At 33.2% G+C, this 21,145-nt stretch carries 22 protein-coding genes and 2 rRNA genes; 1 reads left to right on the top strand and 23 read right to left on the bottom strand.

The features are described 5' to 3' along the window. The 4 genes from ACT1UH_RS01550 to ACT1UH_RS01565 form a co-directional block, all read right to left on the bottom strand. The gene (locus ACT1UH_RS01550) at window positions 1-1,302 is read right to left on the bottom strand and encodes an ABC transporter permease (RefSeq protein WP_438340874.1); all 1,302 of its coding nucleotides are present in this window, start codon (window positions 1,300-1,302) and stop codon (window positions 1-3) included. Between the two features lie 25 nt (window positions 1,303-1,327). Continuing rightward, complete coding sequence (locus tag ACT1UH_RS01555) at window positions 1,328-2,461, bottom strand: ABC transporter permease (RefSeq protein ID WP_438340875.1); 1,134 nt, start codon at window positions 2,459-2,461, stop codon at window positions 1,328-1,330. Window positions 2,462-2,469: 8 nt separating this feature from the next. After that, a complete protein-coding gene (locus ACT1UH_RS01560) occupies window positions 2,470-5,274 on the bottom strand; it encodes an OppA family ABC transporter substrate-binding lipoprotein (RefSeq protein ID WP_444705161.1) in 2,805 nt (934 codons plus the stop codon). A 392-nt stretch (window positions 5,275-5,666) separates the two neighbouring features. Continuing rightward, a complete protein-coding gene (locus ACT1UH_RS01565; protein ID WP_438340877.1) occupies window positions 5,667-5,819 on the bottom strand; it encodes a hypothetical protein in 153 nt (50 codons plus the stop codon). 364 nt (window positions 5,820-6,183) lie between these two features. On the opposite strand from ACT1UH_RS01565, the gene ACT1UH_RS01570 reads away from it, so the two are divergent. Further along, window positions 6,184-6,732, top strand: a complete 549-nt coding sequence (locus ACT1UH_RS01570) for a deoxycytidylate deaminase (protein WP_444705162.1) — start codon at window positions 6,184-6,186, stop codon at window positions 6,730-6,732. A gap of 561 nt (window positions 6,733-7,293) precedes the next feature. Here the strand turns inward: ACT1UH_RS01570 and ACT1UH_RS01575 are convergent. From ACT1UH_RS01575 to rplE, 19 genes are all read right to left on the bottom strand, one after another. Next, window positions 7,294-10,195: ribosomal RNA gene (locus ACT1UH_RS01575) — 23S ribosomal RNA — on the bottom strand. A 181-nt stretch (window positions 10,196-10,376) separates the two neighbouring features. Then, window positions 10,377-11,897, bottom strand: a 16S ribosomal RNA gene (locus tag ACT1UH_RS01580). The 16S and 23S rRNA genes sit together here, the layout of an rRNA operon. A 363-nt stretch (window positions 11,898-12,260) precedes the next feature. Further along, a complete protein-coding gene (gene rpmF, locus ACT1UH_RS01585) occupies window positions 12,261-12,458 on the bottom strand; it encodes a 50S ribosomal protein L32 (RefSeq protein ID WP_438340879.1) in 198 nt (65 codons plus the stop codon). Between the two features lie 16 nt (window positions 12,459-12,474). Next, window positions 12,475-12,840 (bottom strand): 50S ribosomal protein L17, encoded by a 366-nt coding sequence (gene rplQ / locus ACT1UH_RS01590; protein WP_438340880.1) that lies wholly within the window; start codon window positions 12,838-12,840, stop codon window positions 12,475-12,477. Beyond that, the gene (locus ACT1UH_RS01595) at window positions 12,840-13,901 is read right to left on the bottom strand and encodes a DNA-directed RNA polymerase subunit alpha (RefSeq protein WP_438340881.1); all 1,062 of its coding nucleotides are present in this window, start codon (window positions 13,899-13,901) and stop codon (window positions 12,840-12,842) included. The genes rplQ and ACT1UH_RS01595 overlap by 1 nt, the downstream gene beginning before the upstream one ends. A gap of 33 nt (window positions 13,902-13,934) precedes the next feature. Next, window positions 13,935-14,312, bottom strand: coding sequence for a 30S ribosomal protein S11 (gene rpsK / locus ACT1UH_RS01600; protein ID WP_438340882.1), 378 nt, complete (start codon window positions 14,310-14,312; stop codon window positions 13,935-13,937). A gap of 2 nt (window positions 14,313-14,314) precedes the next feature. Next, on the bottom strand, window positions 14,315-14,683 hold the full coding sequence (rpsM, locus tag ACT1UH_RS01605) for a 30S ribosomal protein S13 (protein WP_438340883.1): 369 nt from the start codon (window positions 14,681-14,683) through the stop codon (window positions 14,315-14,317). Between the two features lie 4 nt (window positions 14,684-14,687). Further along, window positions 14,688-14,801 (bottom strand): 50S ribosomal protein L36, encoded by a 114-nt coding sequence (gene rpmJ / locus ACT1UH_RS01610; RefSeq protein WP_438340884.1) that lies wholly within the window; start codon window positions 14,799-14,801, stop codon window positions 14,688-14,690. A 14-nt stretch (window positions 14,802-14,815) separates the two neighbouring features. Further along, entirely contained in the window at window positions 14,816-15,052 is a 237-nt protein-coding gene (infA, locus tag ACT1UH_RS01615) for a translation initiation factor IF-1 (RefSeq protein WP_438340885.1), read from the bottom strand. After that, window positions 15,052-15,804 (bottom strand): type I methionyl aminopeptidase, encoded by a 753-nt coding sequence (map, locus tag ACT1UH_RS01620; RefSeq protein WP_438340886.1) that lies wholly within the window; start codon window positions 15,802-15,804, stop codon window positions 15,052-15,054. The genes infA and map overlap by 1 nt, the downstream gene beginning before the upstream one ends. Then, window positions 15,798-16,469 (bottom strand): adenylate kinase, encoded by a 672-nt coding sequence (locus tag ACT1UH_RS01625; RefSeq protein WP_438340887.1) that lies wholly within the window; start codon window positions 16,467-16,469, stop codon window positions 15,798-15,800. Before ACT1UH_RS01625 ends, map begins: the two co-directional genes overlap by 7 nt. Further along, the gene (gene secY / locus ACT1UH_RS01630; protein WP_438340888.1) at window positions 16,463-17,935 is read right to left on the bottom strand and encodes a preprotein translocase subunit SecY; all 1,473 of its coding nucleotides are present in this window, start codon (window positions 17,933-17,935) and stop codon (window positions 16,463-16,465) included. Before secY ends, ACT1UH_RS01625 begins: the two co-directional genes overlap by 7 nt. Continuing rightward, the gene (rplO, locus tag ACT1UH_RS01635; protein WP_444705163.1) at window positions 17,935-18,369 is read right to left on the bottom strand and encodes a 50S ribosomal protein L15; all 435 of its coding nucleotides are present in this window, start codon (window positions 18,367-18,369) and stop codon (window positions 17,935-17,937) included. The genes secY and rplO overlap by 1 nt, the downstream gene beginning before the upstream one ends. A 23-nt stretch (window positions 18,370-18,392) precedes the next feature. Beyond that, a complete protein-coding gene (rpsE, locus tag ACT1UH_RS01640; protein WP_444705164.1) occupies window positions 18,393-19,028 on the bottom strand; it encodes a 30S ribosomal protein S5 in 636 nt (211 codons plus the stop codon). Then, window positions 19,028-19,375, bottom strand: coding sequence for a 50S ribosomal protein L18 (rplR, locus tag ACT1UH_RS01645; protein WP_438340891.1), 348 nt, complete (start codon window positions 19,373-19,375; stop codon window positions 19,028-19,030). The genes rpsE and rplR overlap by 1 nt, the downstream gene beginning before the upstream one ends. 21 nt (window positions 19,376-19,396) lie before the next feature. After that, a complete protein-coding gene (gene rplF / locus ACT1UH_RS01650) occupies window positions 19,397-19,936 on the bottom strand; it encodes a 50S ribosomal protein L6 (RefSeq protein ID WP_438340892.1) in 540 nt (179 codons plus the stop codon). 28 nt (window positions 19,937-19,964) lie between these two features. After that, a complete protein-coding gene (gene rpsH / locus ACT1UH_RS01655; RefSeq protein ID WP_438340893.1) occupies window positions 19,965-20,375 on the bottom strand; it encodes a 30S ribosomal protein S8 in 411 nt (136 codons plus the stop codon). 2 nt (window positions 20,376-20,377) lie between these two features. Beyond that, complete coding sequence (locus ACT1UH_RS01660; RefSeq protein WP_004417000.1) at window positions 20,378-20,563, bottom strand: type Z 30S ribosomal protein S14; 186 nt, start codon at window positions 20,561-20,563, stop codon at window positions 20,378-20,380. Window positions 20,564-20,574: 11 nt separating this feature from the next. Beyond that, window positions 20,575-21,129, bottom strand: coding sequence for a 50S ribosomal protein L5 (rplE, locus tag ACT1UH_RS01665; RefSeq protein WP_438340894.1), 555 nt, complete (start codon window positions 21,127-21,129; stop codon window positions 20,575-20,577). Between the last annotated feature and the right edge of the window lie 16 nt (window positions 21,130-21,145).

Consider the following 21,145-nt stretch of genomic DNA (forward strand, 5'->3'; position numbering starts at 1 on the left):
TTATTTTCTCTTTCCCTTAGTTATTACTCTAGGATCAAGGGCATCATGAATACCGAGAGCCATAAAGTTTAGCGATAATGATAGTAATAATAATATTAATGTCGGAAGTAGGATTACTCATACGTTTTCACTAGCTTCTGAAGCAGATTCAATTAAGATCTGACCTAAGTTAGTATCATTCCCAGATTTAAAGAAACCAAGAAATGCCAATGATGCAACTCATAAAATTACACTTGGGACATTTTTAACAAATGAGTTAGCAATTTTCCCAATAATTGCAGGCAAGGCGTGAACAAATATTTGTCTTGAGGCAGAAGCACCTATTGCTTTTGAGGCTGTTATATATTCCTCGTTTTTAACGGTTATTATGTATAACCTTGTTAAACCCACAAACAATGGCCATCCAGCAATAGACATAGCTAAAATCAAGGAAATTTGGTTTGTCCCAAAGATTCCGACAAATATAAGAATCCAAATAATTGTTGGTGGAGCATTAAAAATATTAATTATTCTCATAATGATTGTATCAATTAATTTACCTGCATAAAAACCAAGGACCGCACCTAAAGTGATGCCAAACACAGCTTGAATTATTGTGGTAATAATAGCAATTTCAATCCCTCTCCATGTTGCATATCACGTTGTAACTCATATATCATAACCAGTTGAAGAGGTTCCTAAAATGGTTTTTAATGTAGGAACTTGCGGTATTAAAACCTTAGTTACATATTCATCAGTTAGTAAAACTCCGTTAGGTCTTGAGTTAATTAAACCATTCAGAACTCACGCTTTAAATAAATGATAAGCATTATAGTGAATAAATAATTGACCTTGATCATTAGTGTCAATGGTTGTTGAATTTGTAAAGAATGCAAATCAATTATTTCATTCAACTTCTTGTCCTAATTCCTTTCCATGACTAACAACATAATTATAGAATTTATAAATCTGATCGTCGGGTGTTATAGCTTTAGTTACAAAAGGTGAATATGCCGGCGGCAACGAGTTAATAAAATCATAACCATTAATTGGTTTGTTGGGGGTATAATTTGTGACTAGACTTGATGGAATTAATAATGATGCCAGTAATATAAACAAAAACACAATTAGCGAAACAACAACAATTGGGTTTGAAAAGAATCTTTTTATAATTTCAATAGCCATTTTTTTAGGGCGCCCTGCTATTGAGGAGGTTTGAACCTTATCACTTTCAGAAACAAAACCGAACTTTCTAGATAGTTCAGAACTTATTTTGTATTTTTTGTTAAATTCTTTAATCTGAGATTGTAAATTATCTTCCATATTTAACGTTCTAACCTACCTTTCATTATGGATTTTGAGACATAGAATTATGGTTTTGTTGATTCAATGCCCTTTTTGCATATAGATCTTTTTCAAGTTTCTTTCTTTCTAAAAATGCTTTAAAAAATAGCCAATAATTTTTCTTATTTTGTGCAGAATATGTAATTTTTGGATCTAATACAGCAAACATTACATCTACAAATATCTCAGCAGCTAATCCAATTCCAGTAAAGAATATCGTTGAAAACATAATAATATTAATTTCTCCAGTTGGAAATGAATTAGCAATAACAGTGCTTGTTCCTGGAACATCTCAGTATCTTTCAATAATAATTGAACCAGACAATAGCCCAAGGAATGAGCCAAATAATAAGCTAAATAATGGAATCGAAATATTTCTTAATACATACTTAAAAAATATTTGAGTAGCCTTCAATCCTTTAGTTTTCGCTATTAAAACATAATTAGATGTTAATACAGTGATTACTTGATTTCTTGTATAACTAACATATACAGCCATTGAAGTTAAGGTAATAATTAACACAGGCGGTAGATATGATACAAATAATTTACCAAATGTTGGTTCAAGAGCGTCTCTCGGAACTACGGTTGGAATACCAATTTTTAGTGAAATGGTAATTAATATCGGAGCTAAAACAAATGAAGGAATTGCTACAAATAATAGAACAAATAAATTAGCGCCAGAGTCAAATAATTTTCCCCTTTTATAACCGGCAAAAACACCAATAGTTATACCGCTAATTGAGCTAATAATAAATGCAGGAAGAGTAATTCTAATCGAATATTTTAATGGGGTAAAAAATAATAATTGTATGTTAGTATATTCAGAAGGATTTGGATTATTTTCTTTATTAATAATAAATCCAAAATCACCACGAAAGATATTTCCGATATAGCGGAAATATCTTACGATGATAGGAATGGGCGTACCATCTTCATATCTAAGCCCAAAAGCTATTTCATTGTCATATGTAAGTTGCTCAATTGAGAGCTTATTTTTAGGATTTTGAAATAGTTTTTCAACTATTGCTTTAACCGGACTTTGCCCAAAAGCGCTGACAAGTGTATATACAACAAAAGTTATAATAAACAATGTCAGGAGTGCAAATAATATTCTTTGACGTATATATCTAAACATTGTATAAATTAGTTTTTAATCTTTCAATCTACATATAGATCGACACCAGGATTTGTTGAATCAGGTACGACAAATTTTTTCTCGACTAATGCTCTACCAAATTCGTTCTTTTGTTTAAAAATTGCATATGTGAATCCAATATTAAAGAATGATGTAAATTGTTCCATTAACTCAATTGCTTGTTCATTAGTATGTTTTGCAATATATTGTAATCAAAATGCTGCTGTTCATGCATAAGCATCTGTTCCATGCTTGCCATCATGTGATGTTCAAGGGATTGCTTTATTATTGCTATCTCTTTTTAGAAAATAGTGTTCTTTCCCGTTTTCAGTTCTTTTTTCAAAGGTAACAGAGGTAGTATATGGTAGGTATTGTCCCTTATATTTGTTTTCAACTAAATGAAGATCCGCAAACGGTACTGAACCAATTCACTTATGTGGTCCATCCTCGTTAGCATATTTAACCATATCCTTTGCAAGTTGATAAATTTTTGGATAATTTTCTTTTATTAATTTGTTTTTATCACCCGAATCATTTGCTGCTATTCAAGTTAATGTCGGAACTAGGTTTGCGCTAAATGAAAGGCCATCATATCCTGAACCGATTGAGTCGTAGTCGTATGATCACAAAACAGTTTCTGATCCATTTGATCCTCTTGATCTAAAATTATCAAATCTAGGATCATCTTTATTATCAGTGTAATATATTGATAATTTTAATTTTGGATGTAATTGTGAAAATGTTTCTTGAATACTTTCAAATGCTGTTTTATATCCCTTAGGTATATTTACAAATGGAAAGGCATATTTAAACTCAATATCTTGGTCTTTATATTCAGGAAATTCTTTATAAAAATTATCAATTAATTTATTTAGTTCTTCTTTAATTTTTTCAAAACCGGCAGATTCAAGTTTTTGTGATCTCGTTCCATTCTTTTTAAATAACACTTCTTCATTTTCGCTAGGACTTATTTCTTTGCCTATTGTGGTGCCAAAATCAATTTTTCCAGACTTATCTGCCTTTAGAGCAAATAAAGAGTTTATTCTGTCTCTGACATCATTTGGAGTTCTGAATTTTGATGATTGTTGGTCATTACCGCCAATTGGTGAACCATCTGCAACTTTTGCTATTCATGCCGATGATTGAGAACTGGTTGCTTGCGAAGCAAACTCATCTCAATTAATTGCAGCATTTATTAAAGTTCTAAAAATTAACCCACGACCAGATATAAATTCACTTGGATCATTTAAACCCTTTGATAGCTCGTCTCTTGTTGCCCCATAAACTAATTTAGCAAAAGCATCATTGAATTCATAGAAATTAGTTTTTTGCCCTTGAGGAAGTGCTCTAACAAATGGTTGTGCAACGTTTCTATAAAATGGTCTATTTGTATTTACAACTTGAATGTAACGCAATCCAAATTTCTTACCATCTCTCAAAATTTCATCTTGTTGTGCTTTATTTAATTGACTAAATGCAATTTGCGAAACGCTACCTTCTTTGTACTTATTAAAAATTCTGTCTGCAAATGTTTCTGCCGCAACGTTTTGATTATATATAAACACTATTTGCTCAATAGTATCAGGGCTATTCACAAATTTTTGATCATAGTAATTCTTATTTTTCTTAAGAATTAACTCCTGGCCTTTTTGAGGCGATATATAATATGCGCCATTGTATAAAGTGTTTTTCAAACTTACTCCATACCAATAGGCTCCAATCTTATATACTATAGAATTTTTATCTAATTTTCTAATCTTATCTTCAAATTTTTTGGTTTCATCATTTTGCAAACCGTTATAGTTATATACTGGCAATTGCTCTGTTTGATTCTTTTCATCAATATATTGCGAAGGAGCTGGTTGAAAGGTATAATCTCTCAATATTAACTTATTAAAGAACTCTGTAAATTCTGGATCATCATGATTAGAAATTTTTTCAAATGTTACAGCATCATCTAATCCTACTTTTTGTATAAATTCTTTTTCTACAGAAAACTTCTTATGATCAATACCGAAAAGACTGAATAAATAATCATTTGAATACTCCTCTTTATCAGTAAAGGCTGATGAAGAAGCGTCTGATAAAACTTTGGCAGCCTCTTTATCAAGTTCCTCAGAACCACCATTTTTATCTCTGAATGATTGACTGACAGAAAGTGTTCTTAATCACGAGTAATAAAAATCTTTTGCATTAACTTCATATTTCGTCTTTTTACCCGTTTCGTCAACCCAAAAAACACCTTTTCGAATAATAAATTGAACTTTAGTAGCTGATTTTAATTTATTATCAAAGTTAAAACTGTTGATAGATTTTTGATTATTCGATTTTAATTCTACTGAAGCAGAAGTGTAATATTTAACTCCGTCTTTTTCGCCATTAGGCTCTGCCATGATATCAGCATCATCGGAATCAAATGTTGTTATAGAACCATTTTTATCTGTTATAACAACTGCAGAAGCCATTGCTAATGCTTTTTTTGTTCAAGTTGGAGTTGTGATATATTGAGCAGTTCCAATTATTTTACCACTTTGATCCTTTTTGACTTTGTTAGTTAAAACTGGTTCTCCGATATTTTCAATGCGAACCAAACCAGCTGAAGTTTGTTGTGTCGTTGCGACACTTACATATCCACCATACGATCTTGAAGCATCATATACAAATGCTTGTCCTGTATAAGGTGAGTTATATTCAAACACGTATTTATGAACTTTACCGCTTTGTAAGTTGTTGCTGCAGCTTGCTAAAAGCAGGGGCACTGAAGCACTAAGTAAAGGTAAAGAAGCTAATAATATTTTGTTTGCTTTTTTCATTTTAATCTCCATTTTTTATAATTCCATAAAAGTCATTAAGGTGTTATTGTATTTAAAAAATTATTATCTAGTTATATAAAATGACTTATATAAAATTACAAAATAATTATAAATTATTTTTAATCTTTTGTTAGGTTTTGCTCTTAAAGAGGCGCATTTTCTCTTGTCTTTCAATGTGACTTTTTTAATACATTTTTGATTGATTTTTATTACTTTTTTATTGAAATTATTTAAATCTGGGTTTTATTAAGAAAATGCTAAAAGATACTTTTTTATTAAGAAAATTCTTATGTTTATTGAGTAATTATGTACCTCTAAAATCCATAATCTTAGGACGGTAAATAATGTTGAAATATGAAAAATCTATATTATTCTTTTTAATTTTAATCTTATTAATTATGATATTTAAATGTATAAGTTGCATTACAAATTCCTCCAAGAATAATATTTTTATTTCACGAATTCATAGAATTCATCTTAATAATACCCTTGTTGAAATTAATAATTTCAATAGCAAAAAATGCAGCTATTATAGCTGTGAACATACTAGAAATTTGATAATTTTCATTTATTTTTTTTATGTCCATCATTTTTTCCTAACATTAATTATTTTAACAACATTTAAAATTTTTTTGCAAAAAAATATAATACTTTTTAAATTTATTTATAAAAATCGACTTAGTTTTAGTAGTTTTATTAATATAAAAAATAAAATAAAAAAATAAAGCAATATTAGATATTTTTGATATAATTTTTTTAATTCAACTTGTTATGGCTAATTATTTAGCATAATGAATTGGATTAACATAGTTAATGTCTTATCCGAGCTTTTTTGCTTATTTCACTAAATAATTTAGATCAGGGTCTGCGGAGTCTGATTTTTTAAAATTGTGATAAAATTTTACTATTATGAATTCAAAGACAAAAAATATTATTTTTAACGAACATAAAGACAATATTAAATGAGATATATATTTTATGTCCTTAGCCAAATTAAGTGCATTTAGATCTAAGGACCCAACAACAAAAGTAGGGGCCTGTATTGTAAGCCCAAATAATTATGTCATTTCATTAGGTTACAATGGAATGCCAACTAGTTTTAATAACACTGAGGTTGATAATGACCTAGCCTTTCCATGGAATCGACCAAGTTGTTCTGATGATGTGCTACATTCAAAATATACATATGTTGTTCATGCTGAAGCAAATGCTATAATTAATGCTAATCTAACTAATTCTAAAATTGAACCAGGTTCAGCAATTTATGTTACACATTCGCCATGCTATAACTGTGCAAAATTAATTGTCCAATCAAAAATATCAAAAGTTTATTATGCTAGTGAATATAAACCGGAAGCAGATGATTTTAAAGCTAGCCTAAAAATATTTAGCACCTTTGGTGTTGAATTTATAAAAATAAAAAATGATTTTGATATTGATTTTAAAATAAAGAAATAATTTTTTATTTAATTTAAATTTTTAGGTCTTAAAAATAAATTTAATATCACAAGTTTGATAAATATTTTTAAACTATAAAAATATTGCAATTTGACTAAGAATTAACATTTTTTTATTAAAAAATTAGAAAAAAATAGTTCTACTTTAGGAATTTCATAAGAAATTGTTTTATTTTTTTCATCTACTTTAAAATCAAAATAATTTCTTATGAAATAAATAAGAAAAATTATCAAGCAGGTCTTGATAATTTTAATTATTTTGTTATAGTTTCTCCACATGATTGAGAGCTCAAAAGAGTTGCTAGATTTATTAAATATCGATGAATATTTTATTAAATCAAACATAAAAAAATCAATTTAAATTTGTTTTGGTTATAAAAACCACTAAAATTTAAGTTAAAAAAGAATAAAGTCATCATTAAATTAAAAAAATTCCCACTTTTTGGGGAAAAATTAAACAACTAAAAATATAAAAAAAATTGTCTATATTTATAGCAAGCTTTTTTTGTTCCCTGAAAACTGAATATCGACTTTTTTTATTTTAGATAACTTCTATAGAATCACTATTAAACCAATCAATTTATTAGTACTGGTCAGCTGAATATATTGCTATACTTACACCTCCAGCCTATCAACCTCATAGTCTATAAGGAATTTAATAGGGAATACTCATCTCTGAGGGGGCTTCCCGCTTAGATGCTTTCAGCGGTTATCCCTGCCGCACTTGGCTACCCAGCTATGCTTCTGGCGAAACAACTGGCACACCATCGGTGCGTCCACTCCGGTCCTCTCGTACTAAGAGTAGCTCTCATCAATATTCCAACGCCCACATCAGATAGGAACCAAACTGTCTCACGACGTTTTGAACCCAGCTCGCGTACCGCTTTAATGGGCGAACAGCCCAACCCTTGGAACCGACTCCAGCTCCAGGATGCGATGAGCCGACATCGAGGTGCCAAACCTTCCCGTCGATGTGATCTCTGGGAAAGATAAGCCTGTTATCCCCGGGTAGCTTTTATCCGTTGAGCGACGGCCTTTCCACGAAGAACCGCCGGATCACTAAGTCCTGCTTTCGCACCTGCTCGACTTGTAGGTCTCACAGTCAATCACACTTCTACCTTTATGCTCTTTGATACGGTTTCTGACCGTATTGAGTGTAACTTTGAACGCCTCCGTTACCCTTTAGGAGGCGACCGCCCCAGTCAAACTACCCACCACACACTGTCCTCTTACCAGATCATGGTAACAAGTTAGAAGTTCAACGTAACAAGGGTGGTATTTCAACGACGACTCCACTTGAACTAGCGTCCAAGCATCACAGTCTCCCACCTATCCTACACAAGTTAAATCAAACTCCAATATGAAGTTATAGTAAAGCTCCACGGGGTCTTTTCGTCTAGATGCGGGTCTCCGGCGTCTTCGCCGGAACCATAATTTCACCGAGTCCAATGTCGAGACAGTTAAGAGATAATTACTCCTTTCGTGCAGGTCAGTATTTAGCCGACAAGGAATTTCGCTACCTTAGGACCGTTATAGTTACGGCCGCCGTTCACCCGGGCTTCACATCAATGCTTCGCTAATGCTAACACCTTTGCTTAACCTTCGGGCACTGGGCAGGAGTCACCCCATATACATCATCTTACGATTTAGCATAGAGCTGTGTTTTTGATAAACAGTTCCCCCTTACTATTCACTGCGGCCCACTTGTTATGGTGGGCATCCCTTCTTGCGAACTTACGGGATGAATTTGCAGAGTTCCTTGACATTGGTTTTCTCGCTCGCCTTAGAATACTCATCTTGGGGACGTGTGTCCGTTCTCGGTACGGGTTTCCATAAACTATATGTTAGAAGCTTTTTTAAGAGGTATGAAATCATCCAATTCGCTACTTAGTTGCCCTTTCACTATGCATCATAGCTCCCGGTTAAAAATTTATTATGCGGATTTGCCTACATAACCCAGTTACTATTTACCCCACAATCCAATAAGTGGTAGTACTATCCTCCCCCGTCACTCCATCACATTTATAGAAAGTACAGGAATATTAACCTGTTGTCCATCGGCTACGCCTTTCGGCCTCGTCTTAGGACCCGACTAACCCTGGGTGGACGAACCTTGCCCAGGAAACCTTCCCCAATAGGCGTCAGAGATTCTCACTCTGAATCGTTACTCATACCGGCATTCTCACTTGTAAGCGCTCCACCAGTCTTCACAGTCTGGCTTCAATGCCCTTACAACGCTCTCCTAACGCATTTTCATGCCCGTAGCTTCGGTATTGTGTTTTAGTCCCGTTGAATTATCGGCACAGAGTCTCTCGACTAGTGAGCTATTACGCACTCTTTAAACGATGGCTGCTTCTAAGCCAACATCCTAGCTGTTTAAGAAACTCCACAACCTTTCTCACTTAACACAATTTTGGGACCTTAGCTGACGATCTGGGTTGTTCCCCTCGCGTGCATCGACGTTATCACCGATGTACCGACTGCATAGCAATTCATGATAGTATTCGGAGTTTGATTATAGTCAGTACAGCTAGGCGCCGCCATTCCATATTCAGTGCTCTACCCCCATCACTTAACACTACACGCTAGCCCTAAAGCTATTTCGGAGAGAACCAGCTATCTCCAAGTTCGATTGGAATTTCACCCCTACCCACAAGTCATCCGGGCACTTTTTAGCGTACTACGGTTCGGTCCTCCACTTAGTGTTACCTAAGTTTCAACCTGCTCATGGGTAGATCACCTGGTTTCGGGTCTATATCAACATACTAAGCGCCCTATTAAGACTCGATTTCTCTACGGCTTCGCTTTAATCCACTTAACCTCGCATGTTGACATAACTCGCCGGTCCATTCTGCAAGATGTACGCCATCACCCATTAACGGGCTCTGACTAACTGTAAGTAATTGGTTTCAGAATCTATTTCACTCCCCTCCCGGGGTTCTTTTCACCTTTCCCTCACGGTACTAGTTCACTATCGGTGTCTGGTTAGTATTTAGCCTTACCGGGTGGTCCCGGCAGATTCAGACAGGGTTTCACGTGCCCCGCCCTACTCAGGATACTACAAAGAGATACGCACATTTCGCTTACGGGAATTTCACCCTCTATGTTCAAGCATTCCAACTTATTCTGCTATGTGCGTATTTTGTAACTCTATAATGTAGTCCTACAACCCCAACAACGAATGTTGGTTTGGGCTTTTCCCCTTTCGCTCGCCACTACTTAGGGAATCATTCTTTATTTTCTCTTCCTGCTGCTACTGAGATGTTTCAATTCACAGCGTGTCTCTTCATTTGACTATGAATTCATCAATATGATAATTAAGTATTAACTTAATTAGGTTTCCCCATTCGGAAATCCCGGATCACAGCTCATTTCCAGCTAACCGAGGCTTATCGCAGGTAATCACGTCCTTCATCGACTTCCAGACCCAAGGCATCCACCAAAAACTCTTATCTTGTTTAATAGTAGTATAAGACCTATTGTTTGTCTATTGTATGATATATTCTATAGGTTGATCTAAACTTTGAAATATTAATAAATTTAATTTTCAATGTCGATATTCAGTTTTCAAAGAACAAAATGAGAGATAAATCTCTCAAAACTGGATACAAATATTTTTTTCCATAACAGTGTGTACTCCGTATGAAAGGAGGTGATCCATCCCCACGTTCTCGTAGGGATACCTTGTTACGACTTCACCCCAGTCACCAGTCCTACCTTAGGCGGTCGCCTCCGAGGTTAGCTAACCGACTTTGGGTATTACCAGCTCCCATGGTGTGACGGGCGGTGTGTACAAGACCCGAGAACGTATTCACCGCAGCATAGCTGATCTGCGATTACTAGCGATTCCGACTTCATGGAGTCGAATTGCAGACTCCAATCCGAACTGAGATCGGCTTTTTGAGATTTGCTCCATGTCGCCATATTGCTTCTCTTTGTACCGACCATTGTAGCACGTGTGTTGCCCCACTCGTAAGAGGCATGATGATTTGACGTCATCCCCACCTTCCTCCCAGTTACCCAGGCAGTATCTCTAGAGTCCTCGACATGACTCGTTAGTAACTAAAGATAGGGGTTGCGCTCGTTGCAGGACTTGACCAAACATCTCACGACACGAGCTGACGACAACCATGCACCATCTGTCACTCCGTTAACCTCCGCTATATCTCTATAGCATTGCGAAGGATGTCAAGAGTGGGTAAGGTTCTCCGTGTATCTTCAAATTAAACCACATGCTCCACCGCTTGTGCGGGTCCCCGTCAATTCCTTTAAGTTTCACTCTTGCGAGCATACTACTCAGGCGGATCATTTACTGCGTTAGCTGCGTCAGTGAACTATCCACCGACTAATGATCATCGTTTACGGCGTGGACTACCAGGGTATCTAATCCTGTTTGCTCCCCACGCTTTCGTCCCTCAGCGTCAGTGTAGACCCAGTAAGCTGCCTTCGCCTTTGGTGTTCTTCCATATATCTACGCATTTCACCGCTTCACATGGAATTCCGCTTACCTCTATCTAACTCTAGTTTATCAGTATCCAAAGCGAGCCAGGGTTGAGCCCTGGGATTTAACTCCAGACTTAATAAACAGCCTACGAACGCTTTACGCCCAATAATTCCGGATAACGCTTGCGACCTATGTATTACCGCGGCTGCTGGCACATAGTTAGCCATCGCTTTCTGACAGGGTACCGTCAGCTTGGAAGCATTTCCTCAACCAAGTATTCTTTCCCTATAACAGCACTTTACAATCCGAAGACCTTCATCGTGCACGCTGTGTCGCTCCATCAAGCTTTCGCTCATTGTGGAATATTCCCTACTGCTGCCTCCCGTAGGAGTTTGGGCCGTATCTCAGTCCCAATGTGGCCGTTCAGTCTCTCGACCCGGCTAAACATCATAGTCTTGGTAGGCCATTACCCTACCAACTAACTAATGTTCCGCACCCTCATCCTCTAGCGGGGCTTTAAGGCCCCTTTCACAACGGAATCATGCGATTCCATGCGTATCCGGCATTAGCCAATGTTTCCATTGGGTATTCCAATCTAAAGGGTAGATTAAGCACGTGTTACTCACCCATTCGCCGCTAAGGTATTGCTACCTTCGCTCGACATGCATGTATTAGGCACACAGCCAGCGTTCATCCTGAGCCAGGATCAAACTCTTAAAATTTGATTTTGGTTTTATTATATTTTTAAAAAATTAAAATTGACGTTATGGTATTCGTATCCAGTTTTCAAAGAACTATCTTAATATTTGTTAGCAAAAAAAGCTACAATTACTATTATACGCTTTTTATTTTTTTTAATAATATTTTTTTATTTTTTTTAAAAAATCTTAGATATTACTAAATTAGTTTAATTAAAAACTAATCAAGCAAAAATAGAAAGCTTATATATTATATATAAAATTTTTTTATTTTTGAAATTATTAATAAAAAAATATAATCTAATATAGATAATATCTTTTACTAAGAAAGTCAAGTATAACTTATTAAATATAAAACACCAAGTCAACAACTTGGTGTTTCTAAAATTATTTAATTTTATCATTAATAACATTTTTAAGAACTTTTTCTTCCTTATAAAATCCACAATATCTACATGCTTGGTGAGGAATAATTGATTGTTTGCAATGCTTGCATTCTACTAACGTAATAGGACTTAATGCATGATGACTTCTTCTTAAATTTTTTCTTTGCTTTGAGGTTTTTCTTTTTGGAACTATAGCCATAATTTATCTCCTATTTTTATACTAATTTAATAATTGCCATTTTAGCATTATCGCCAGCACGGTTATTAATTTTAATTATTCTTGTATATCCGCCATTTCTTTGGGCGTATTTTGATGCTAGAACATCAAATAAATATTGTAACGAATCTTTGTTTTCAACTTTTGAAGGAATAAGTCTTAAAAATTTAGCTGCTTGTCTTCTGGTTGAAAGGGTATTTTTCTTTCCGAGTGTAATCATCTTTTCTGCATTTGATCTAATTCTTTTAGCTCTTTCAAGAGTGGTTTTAACTTGACCGTTTACCAATAAATCGGTAACTAACGATCTTTCTACATGGTTTCATCATTCAGTATTTCTACGAAATAGTTGTTTTGGGTTAGCCATTATTCTTCTCCCTCATCTGATTTTTTAAGTTGTTCTAGTGAATCTATCGTGGTGTCGCTTTCGAAATCAGCATCATTGCCAATTCTATTTTTTCAATCATTTCTTTTATCAATAATATCTTGAATTGATTTTTTACCTAGGTTTTTAATATTTGCCAATTCTTCATCAGTTAAATTTAATACTTCTTCAATAGTGGTGAATTTTGCTCTTTTTAAAGCATTTTCTGATCTTACTGATAAGCCAAGTTTACTGATTGATACAGATGACTTAATTTCCTTATCTTTTTTATCTTTATTTTCTTCGAATAATTCTATCGATTCCAAAGCATCAATATTACCAATGATTTGAAAATGAGCAACAATAATCTTAGCAGCCTGTTCCATCGCATCTTTTGCTGTAATCGTGCAATCGGTTTCTAGTTTAATTTTTAATCTTTCTTCAACTAATTTAGATGAACTATTTAATTCCTCAAAAGAGATTGCACATTTTTTAACAGGACTAAAATCACTATCCATTGCTAAAAATTGACCATTTTTAATATTTGATTCTAATCTTGAACCATATTGACTAATTACATTCTTATTTTCTTCAAAATCAACAAAACCGCGACCTTTTCTTAAAAATAATTCAAATTCTAATGAGCCACCTTTGGCTATATTAGCAATGTATTGATCTTTATTTACTATTTCTAGGCCACTAACCTCAGGAATATCATAAGCATAGATTTCGCCTTCCTTATTGGCCTTAAATGATATTTTTGCTAAGTTATCTTTTTCAAACATTTCTTCATTGTAAACAAAACGGATGCTTCTTATATTTCTAACTAATGTTATCGCATCTTCTTGTAAACCACTAATTGTTTGAAATTCATGTTCGACATTATTGATTTTAATCGCAAATGGAGCAACTGATGTAATAGAAGAAAGTAAGGTTCTTCTTAAAGTAGTCCCCATTGTATTTGCATAACCACGCGATAATGGTTCGATTACAAATGTTGTATTAAAATCATTTACTTTTTCAGCGACTAATTCTTTATAAGTAATTTTTTGAATTTTTTCCATAATATCCCCCTATGTTATCCTTGTAAATCTAAATTATTTTTCTCTTTTAAGAATTTTCTTTGGAGGACGAGTACCATTGTGAGGAGTAGGAGTAACATCCTTAACATCCTTAATTGTAAAACCACTTGTTTCAATTTGCTTGCGAGCTGTTGATTTTCCAGGACCAACACCCTTGACCATAATCGACACTTCCTTTAAACCAAATTCTTTGGCTTTTTCAACAGCAGCAGCTGCGGCTAGGCCAGCAGCATATGGAGTTTTCTTCTTCGTACCTTTATATCCAATTGCCCCCGAAGAAGATCATGCAAAAACATTTCCCTTTAAATCTGAAAAAGAAACAATTGTATTTTGGTATGTTGAGTGAATATGCGCAATACCTTGCGTAACAACTTTTTTGTTTTTCTTAGCCATTATTATTTACCTTTCTTTCCAGCAATCGTTTTTCTTGGGCCTTTTCTTGTTCTTGCATTTTTCTTAGTTGATTGGCCTCTTACTGGCAATCCTTTTCTATGTCTAATACCACGATATGATTTAATTTCCATTAATCTTTTAATATTTAGATTAATTTCTCTCTTTAAATCACCTTCAGTAGTATATTGTTTAGCTTCATCTCTAATGCGTGTTAATTCTTCTTCACTTAATTCTTTAACTCTTTTTTCTCCATCAACATTTGCGGCAGCTAAGATTTGCTTAGCAATTGTTGGACCTATACCAAAAATATATGTTAGAGAAATACGAACTTTTTTATTATTTGGAATTTCTATATTTAAAACTCTAGCCATTTTTTTATCCTTGTCTTTGTTTGTGTTTTGGGTTAATGCAAATTACTCTATTAACGCCGTGTCTTTTAATTATTTTACAGTCTTTGCAAATGCTTTTAATCGATGCTCTAACTTTCATAATTCTCCTTAGTTTTATTTATGGCGAAAAACTATTCTGCCTAACGTTCAATCAAAAGGACTGATTTCAACATCAACCATATCACCGGGAATAAGTTTAATGTTATGTAGAGACATTTTTCCTGAAATATAAGCCTTAATTTCAAGATTATTTTCTAACAAAACATCATAATTTTTTGTTGAATGCATCTTGGTAACTTTACCAGTCATTTTAATAACTTCTTCTTTTTTATCTTTCTTGTTTTTTCCCATTAAATGTTGTCTCCTGATAATATATATGCTTCACCATTATCAATTAATACTGTTTGCTCGTAGTGCGAAGTATTAAAACCTAATGGATCAATAACAGTTCAATTATCTTCTTTAATTAATGTTTTTTTTGACTTTTGTAAAATCATCGGTTCAATACAGATAACCATACCGTTTTTAATAAAATCACCTGTATTTGGAATACCGTCATTATTTATAAGCGGATCTTCATGCAAACTTTTACCTATACCATGGCCGCAAAATTCATCAGGTGTATAATAGCCTTTTTGACGAATATAATTTCCGATTGCAGCAGATATATCACCAAAGCGTTTACCTACTTTAATTGCATTAAATCCTGCATAAAAAGCGTCTTTTGCAACTTGAATTAATTCCTTATCTTTTTGTGTAATATTGCCAACACCTTTTGTAAAGGCAGAATCAGAATAATACCCTTCCCATACTACCCCGGTATCAATTTTTACAATATCTCCATCCTTAACAACATAATCAGAAGGGATACCATGAATTAATTCTTCATTAACTGAAATACAACAAGTTGCAGGAAAACCATACATATCTAAAAAAGCTGGTTTTCCTCCTCTTTTCTTAATTTCTTTAAAAGCGACGCTATCAATTTCTTTTAAAGAAACGCCTGGTCTTATAAAGTCTCAAAGAATTTTTTTGACTTCTGCCAAGATTGCGCAGGCCTTTTTAATTTTTTGAATTTCGATTTGATTCTTAATTTTTATCATTTCAAGGCCTCTTTAACGTCATCAAACACTTTTTTTAATGATTGATAGCTATTTACTTCTGAAACTATATTCTTTTTTTTATAAAAATCTATTAAACATTTTGTTTGATCGTTATATATCGCAAGACGTTTTAATACTACTTCTTCTTCATCATCAGCTCTTTTGACAACTTCTGTTTTACAATGTTTACAGAATTTATCATTAGCTGGTGGGAATGATTCTAGGTGATAAATTGTTTTACATGAAGGACAAATTCTACGCTTCGATAAACGTTCAATAATTTGTTCATCGGTAATATTTAATAAAATAACTTGGTCAATATAAATCCCTTTTTTTTCAAGTGTATCTAAAAACTCAGCTTGATCAATCGTTCTTGGAAAACCATCAAGAATAAAAGGTATTTTCTCATTAACTAAGCTAGTTAGTTTATTTTCAACTAGCTGATTAGTTATATTATCATCAACATATTTTCCTGATTCTAATATGTTTTTAATTTTTAGCCCTAATTCTGTTTTATTTTTAATTTCTTGACGAAACATATCACCAGTTGAAAGTTGAAAATATCCAAAATTTTCAACTAATAGCTTAGAAAGAGAACCCTTGCCAGCACCTGGTGCACCTATAAAAATCAAATTAGGCTTCTTAATTTGACATCTTTCTATCATATTAAATCTTCGTCTTCTCCATATACTTCTTTTAATTCTTTAATCATTCGTCTTCTTCGCGCAAGTTCCTGTGATTTATATCTTGCTTGAATTTGTTGAACGGTTTCTGTTGCTGTTGAAACTAGAATCATTATTGATGTTCCACCAAACGCTATTGGTGCAGGCATTCCAAACATTTGTTGAATAAATTGCAATGCCCCCAATATTATTAAATACCCAGCAGAAAAGAATGATAATCTTAACACAGTATTTAATAAATAATTTTCAGTTTGCTCACCCGGTCTAATTCCAGGAATAAACGTACTGCTTTTTGCAAAATCCTCACTAATCTTATCAATTTTAGATTGTTGTATTCCCATTAAAATAGTTAATCCAAATGTTATGATAACAAATAAGAAGAATCCTAATGGTTGTGTTAGTTGAAGATTTGAATAAACTCATTGATAATATCTACTTGTATTAGGATCAAATAACCCTGCAATCAATGTAGGAACAGAAAGAACCATCATTGAAAAAATTACTGACATAATTCCTGCTGGGTTTGCTTTGATAGGTAGATAACTTAATTCTTTTTCCGTTTTAGATAATCCTGCCCCAACTTGTTGAATTGGAATTTTTCTTTCAGCAAGAGTAAATAATATTACAACAAAAATTACTAATAAATACGCCAGTAAATAAACAATAAAGTTTAGTGTTTCCTTTAAAACAACCGAATTATTATTTTTTACTGATGGCATATAGTATTCAAAAGCATGTCTGAAGGTTGGAACTAGTGAGCTAGCAATTCCGACAAAGATAATTAAGCTCGTTCCATTCCCAACACCTTTATTTGTTATTTGTTCTGATAAAAATAAAGAAAAGAATGATCCGGCTACTAACAATAAAGGAAGAATCACTCATTGATAAGCAAAGGTTCCTTTTTCGCCAAGAGACTTAACTAAACTATCAGAAAATCTTATACCAAAATTATCAGTCTGTGGATTTACTAATGCTCTTGTAATCAATATTGCTTGAAATATTGCAAAGAACAATGTAACAGTATAAGTTATAAAATTAATTTTTATTCTACCCAATGGACCTGATTGACTTAAACGATGAACCGCCGGGAATGCTTTTGTTTGCAAAATCATCATTACTAGCGATGAAGAAATAAAAGGTCCAATCCCCAAGGCGACTATGGAGAATCTACGTAATCCACCGCCACCTACCAAGTTTAAGATACCAAAGAAATCACCTTGATTCAATCTGTCTTGATGTGCTAATTCAACACCTGGTAAAGTAATAGTACCAGCTATTAAGAAAAGTGAAATAACAAAAAGAGTAAATAAGATCTTCTTAAAAAGACCATGATTTTTTCATCATTCTGATCACGAGTTTCTTTTTTTAGCAAAAAATTTATCAATTGCTAATTTGCGCTCGAGTCTTTTGTTATATATTTCCTTTTCTACTTTAGATCTTTTAGCCATTATTGAACCTCGATTTTTCCTCCAGCTTTTTCAATAGCTTCTTTAGCTGATTGTGAAAGAGACGGAATTGAAACAGTCAACTTTTTAGTTAGTGTTCCTCTTCCTAAAATTTTAACCGGCAATACTCCCTTGATAAGGTTTTTTGCTACCAATGTTTCATAAGAAACAACTTCATTATTTGTATATTTTTCTTCTAGCGAAGAAATATTAACAATTTGGAATTCAACGTGATTTACATTATTAAAACCACGTTTAGGAATTCTTCTGAATAGTGGTAATTGTCCACCTTCAAAACCTAGTCTAACTGTACTTCTTTTTGTTTGTCCACTTTGCCCTCTACCAGCTTGTTTCCCTTTACCGGCAGCATGACCACGTCCGACACGATGTTTTTCTTTACGAGCGCCAGGTGTTGCTTTTAATGTATGTAATTTCATAAATAACACTCCTTAATATTATATTATTTAGCTAATAAATGCTTTACATCAATGTCACGTAGTTTAGCAATTTCTTCAACTGTTTTAATCTTCTTAAGTGCATTAACTGTGGCATGAACAATATTGTGTTTTGTTCTTGAACCATATGTTTTTGTAGAAATATCGGTATAACCAGCTAATTCCACAACAGCACGCACTGTATTAGAAGCAATAATACCAGCACCTTTAGGAGCAGGACGTAGTTGTACTTTTGAAGCTAGGAATTTTTCTTTTATTTCGTGTGGAATGGTTCCGTTAACTATAGGAACGTTGAATACATTTTTTTGTGCATCTTTAACTGCTTTTTTAATAGCATCTTGAACTTCATTTGCTTTTCCGTGTCCAAATCCAACTTTACCTTTTTTATCGCCGACAACAACATATGCTGAAAATGAAAATCTTCTTCCACCCTTAACAACGGTTGTAACTCTGGCAATATCAATAACTTTTTCTTCAAAAATCTTAGCTGCAGGAGTTGCACTAAATTGTTTCTTGGGAGCAAAAGCTTTTCGTTCAGTAGTTGCTTTATTATTTTCTTTTATTTCTGGTTTTTTAATAGGTGAAACTACCTTAGTTTCCTTAGCTACTTCAGTATTTTCTTTCTTTAATTCTTCAGCCATTAGAACTTAATCCCTTCTTCTCTTAATGTGTCTGCAAATGCTGCTAATTTACCATGATAAATATAGCCTGAACGGTCAAAAACGATTTCAGAAACATTTACTTCTTTTAGTTTTAGAGCAAATTGCTTTGCTACCATTTTTACTGCCTCAATATTATTCCCTTTTTCAGATAATTGTCTAGTTGAAAATGAAGCTAATGTTGTATGTGTTTCATCATTGACTGCTTGCGCATAAAAGTTATGTAATGATTTAAATACAACAACACGTGGTCTTTGTGAAGTACCTTTTGCTAATTTATTAGTAATTTTTAAATGTTTAACTTTACGTCTTTCATTTCTTGATAACATAATTTTTTACCTATTTTTTAACTACTTAGCAGCAGTTTTTCCTTCCTTACGTCTAATAACTTCATCTTTGTACATAATTCCCTTACCTGAATATGGGCTTGGACGTCTAATATCTCTTATATTTGCAGCAAATTCTCCAACAGCTTGTTTATCAATACCAGAAATTATAATATTAGTTGGTTTTGGTACCTCAATTTTTAGATTTGATGGAATTGCCTTAACTACACTGTGCGAATATCCGGCAATTATTTCGATTTCATTTCCCTTAAGTGTTGCTTTGTAACCAACACCCTTAATTTCGATTTCTTTTTTATAACCTTTTGAAACTCCGATTAACATATTACTAATAATAGCGTTTGTTGTACCATGCAATTGCTTTGTAGTTTTTTCTTCATTAGCTCTTAAAGTTTTAATTTCATTATTTTCAATAATAACAGAAATTAATGGTGAAAATGTATATTCTAATTGGCCTAAATTACCTTTAATAACAATATGGTTTTTTGATAAATTTATTTCAACACCTTGAGGAATAGATAAAACTCTTTTTCCAATTCTTGACATAGTTTAAATCCTTAAATCTAAGTAAGTTCTATCAAATAAAGGCAATAACTTCGCCACCTAAGTTGGCTTTTCTTGCTTCTTTATCAGTTAATAGACCTTTTGATGTTGAGATAATTGCTGTACCATATCCACTTAAAACACGAGGTAATTTGTCAGCTGATGAATATACTTTTAAACCTGGTTTAGAAACTCTTTTAATATCTGTAATTGCAGATAGATTTTGATTCATTCCTTTGTATTTTAAAGTAATTTTAATTTCTTTAAAACCTTTGGGTGAGGTAATGATTTCATATGAAGTAATATAACCTTCTCTTGTAAAAATTTCTAAGATTTTTTCTTTTTTAGTTGAGTGAGGAACTAGAACTTCATGATACTTTCTTGAAATAGAATTTTTAATTCTAACAAACATATCTGCTATTGGGTCTGTAATAATAGCCATAATTATCAACTCGCTTTCTTTACGCCAGGAATCTTTCCTTCGTGTGCTAATTCTCTAAAACAAATTCTACAAATTTTATATTTACGTAACACTGCATGAACACGACCACAAATTTGACAACGTGTGTATTTTCTAACTGAAAATTTTGGTTCACGTTCAGCTTTAATCATTAACGCTTTTCTTGCCATACAAATTCTCCTTAATTAGTACCTTTTGCAAATGGAATTCCAAGTTTCTTTAATAATGCAAATGCTTCTTTATCTGAATTTGCACTGGTTACAAGAATAATATCCATACCTTTTAACTTACGAATTTTATCAAATGAAATTTCTGGGAAAATAATTTCTTCTTTAATACCAATCGCATAGTTACCACGACCATCAAAACTTTTTAAGCTTGTACCATTAAAGTCACGTACACGAGGTAAAGCAATATTAATTAATTTAGTTAAAAATGATCACATTCTTTCACGTCTTAATGTTACTTTTCCACCCATTGGCATACCTTCACGCAATTTTCAAGATGCCAATGATTTTTTTGCCACTGTTTGATATGGTTTTTGTCCAGTTATTTGGCTTAATTCAACCATAACCTCTTCAATAGCTTTTGAGTTTGATACTTCATTTCCGGCTGTCATATTAATAACAATTTTTTGTAAACGCGGAGCTTGCATAATTGATGAGTAACCAAATTCTTTAACTAATTCAGGGCGAACTTGCTCTAAATATTTTTTTTCTAATTCTAATTTAGCCATTTTCTATTTCTCCTTA

Origin of the sequence: Mycoplasma sp. 332 (assembly GCF_052378275.1) — a bacterium.
Lineage (GTDB): Bacteria > Bacillota_I > Bacilli_A > Mycoplasmatales > Metamycoplasmataceae > Metamycoplasma.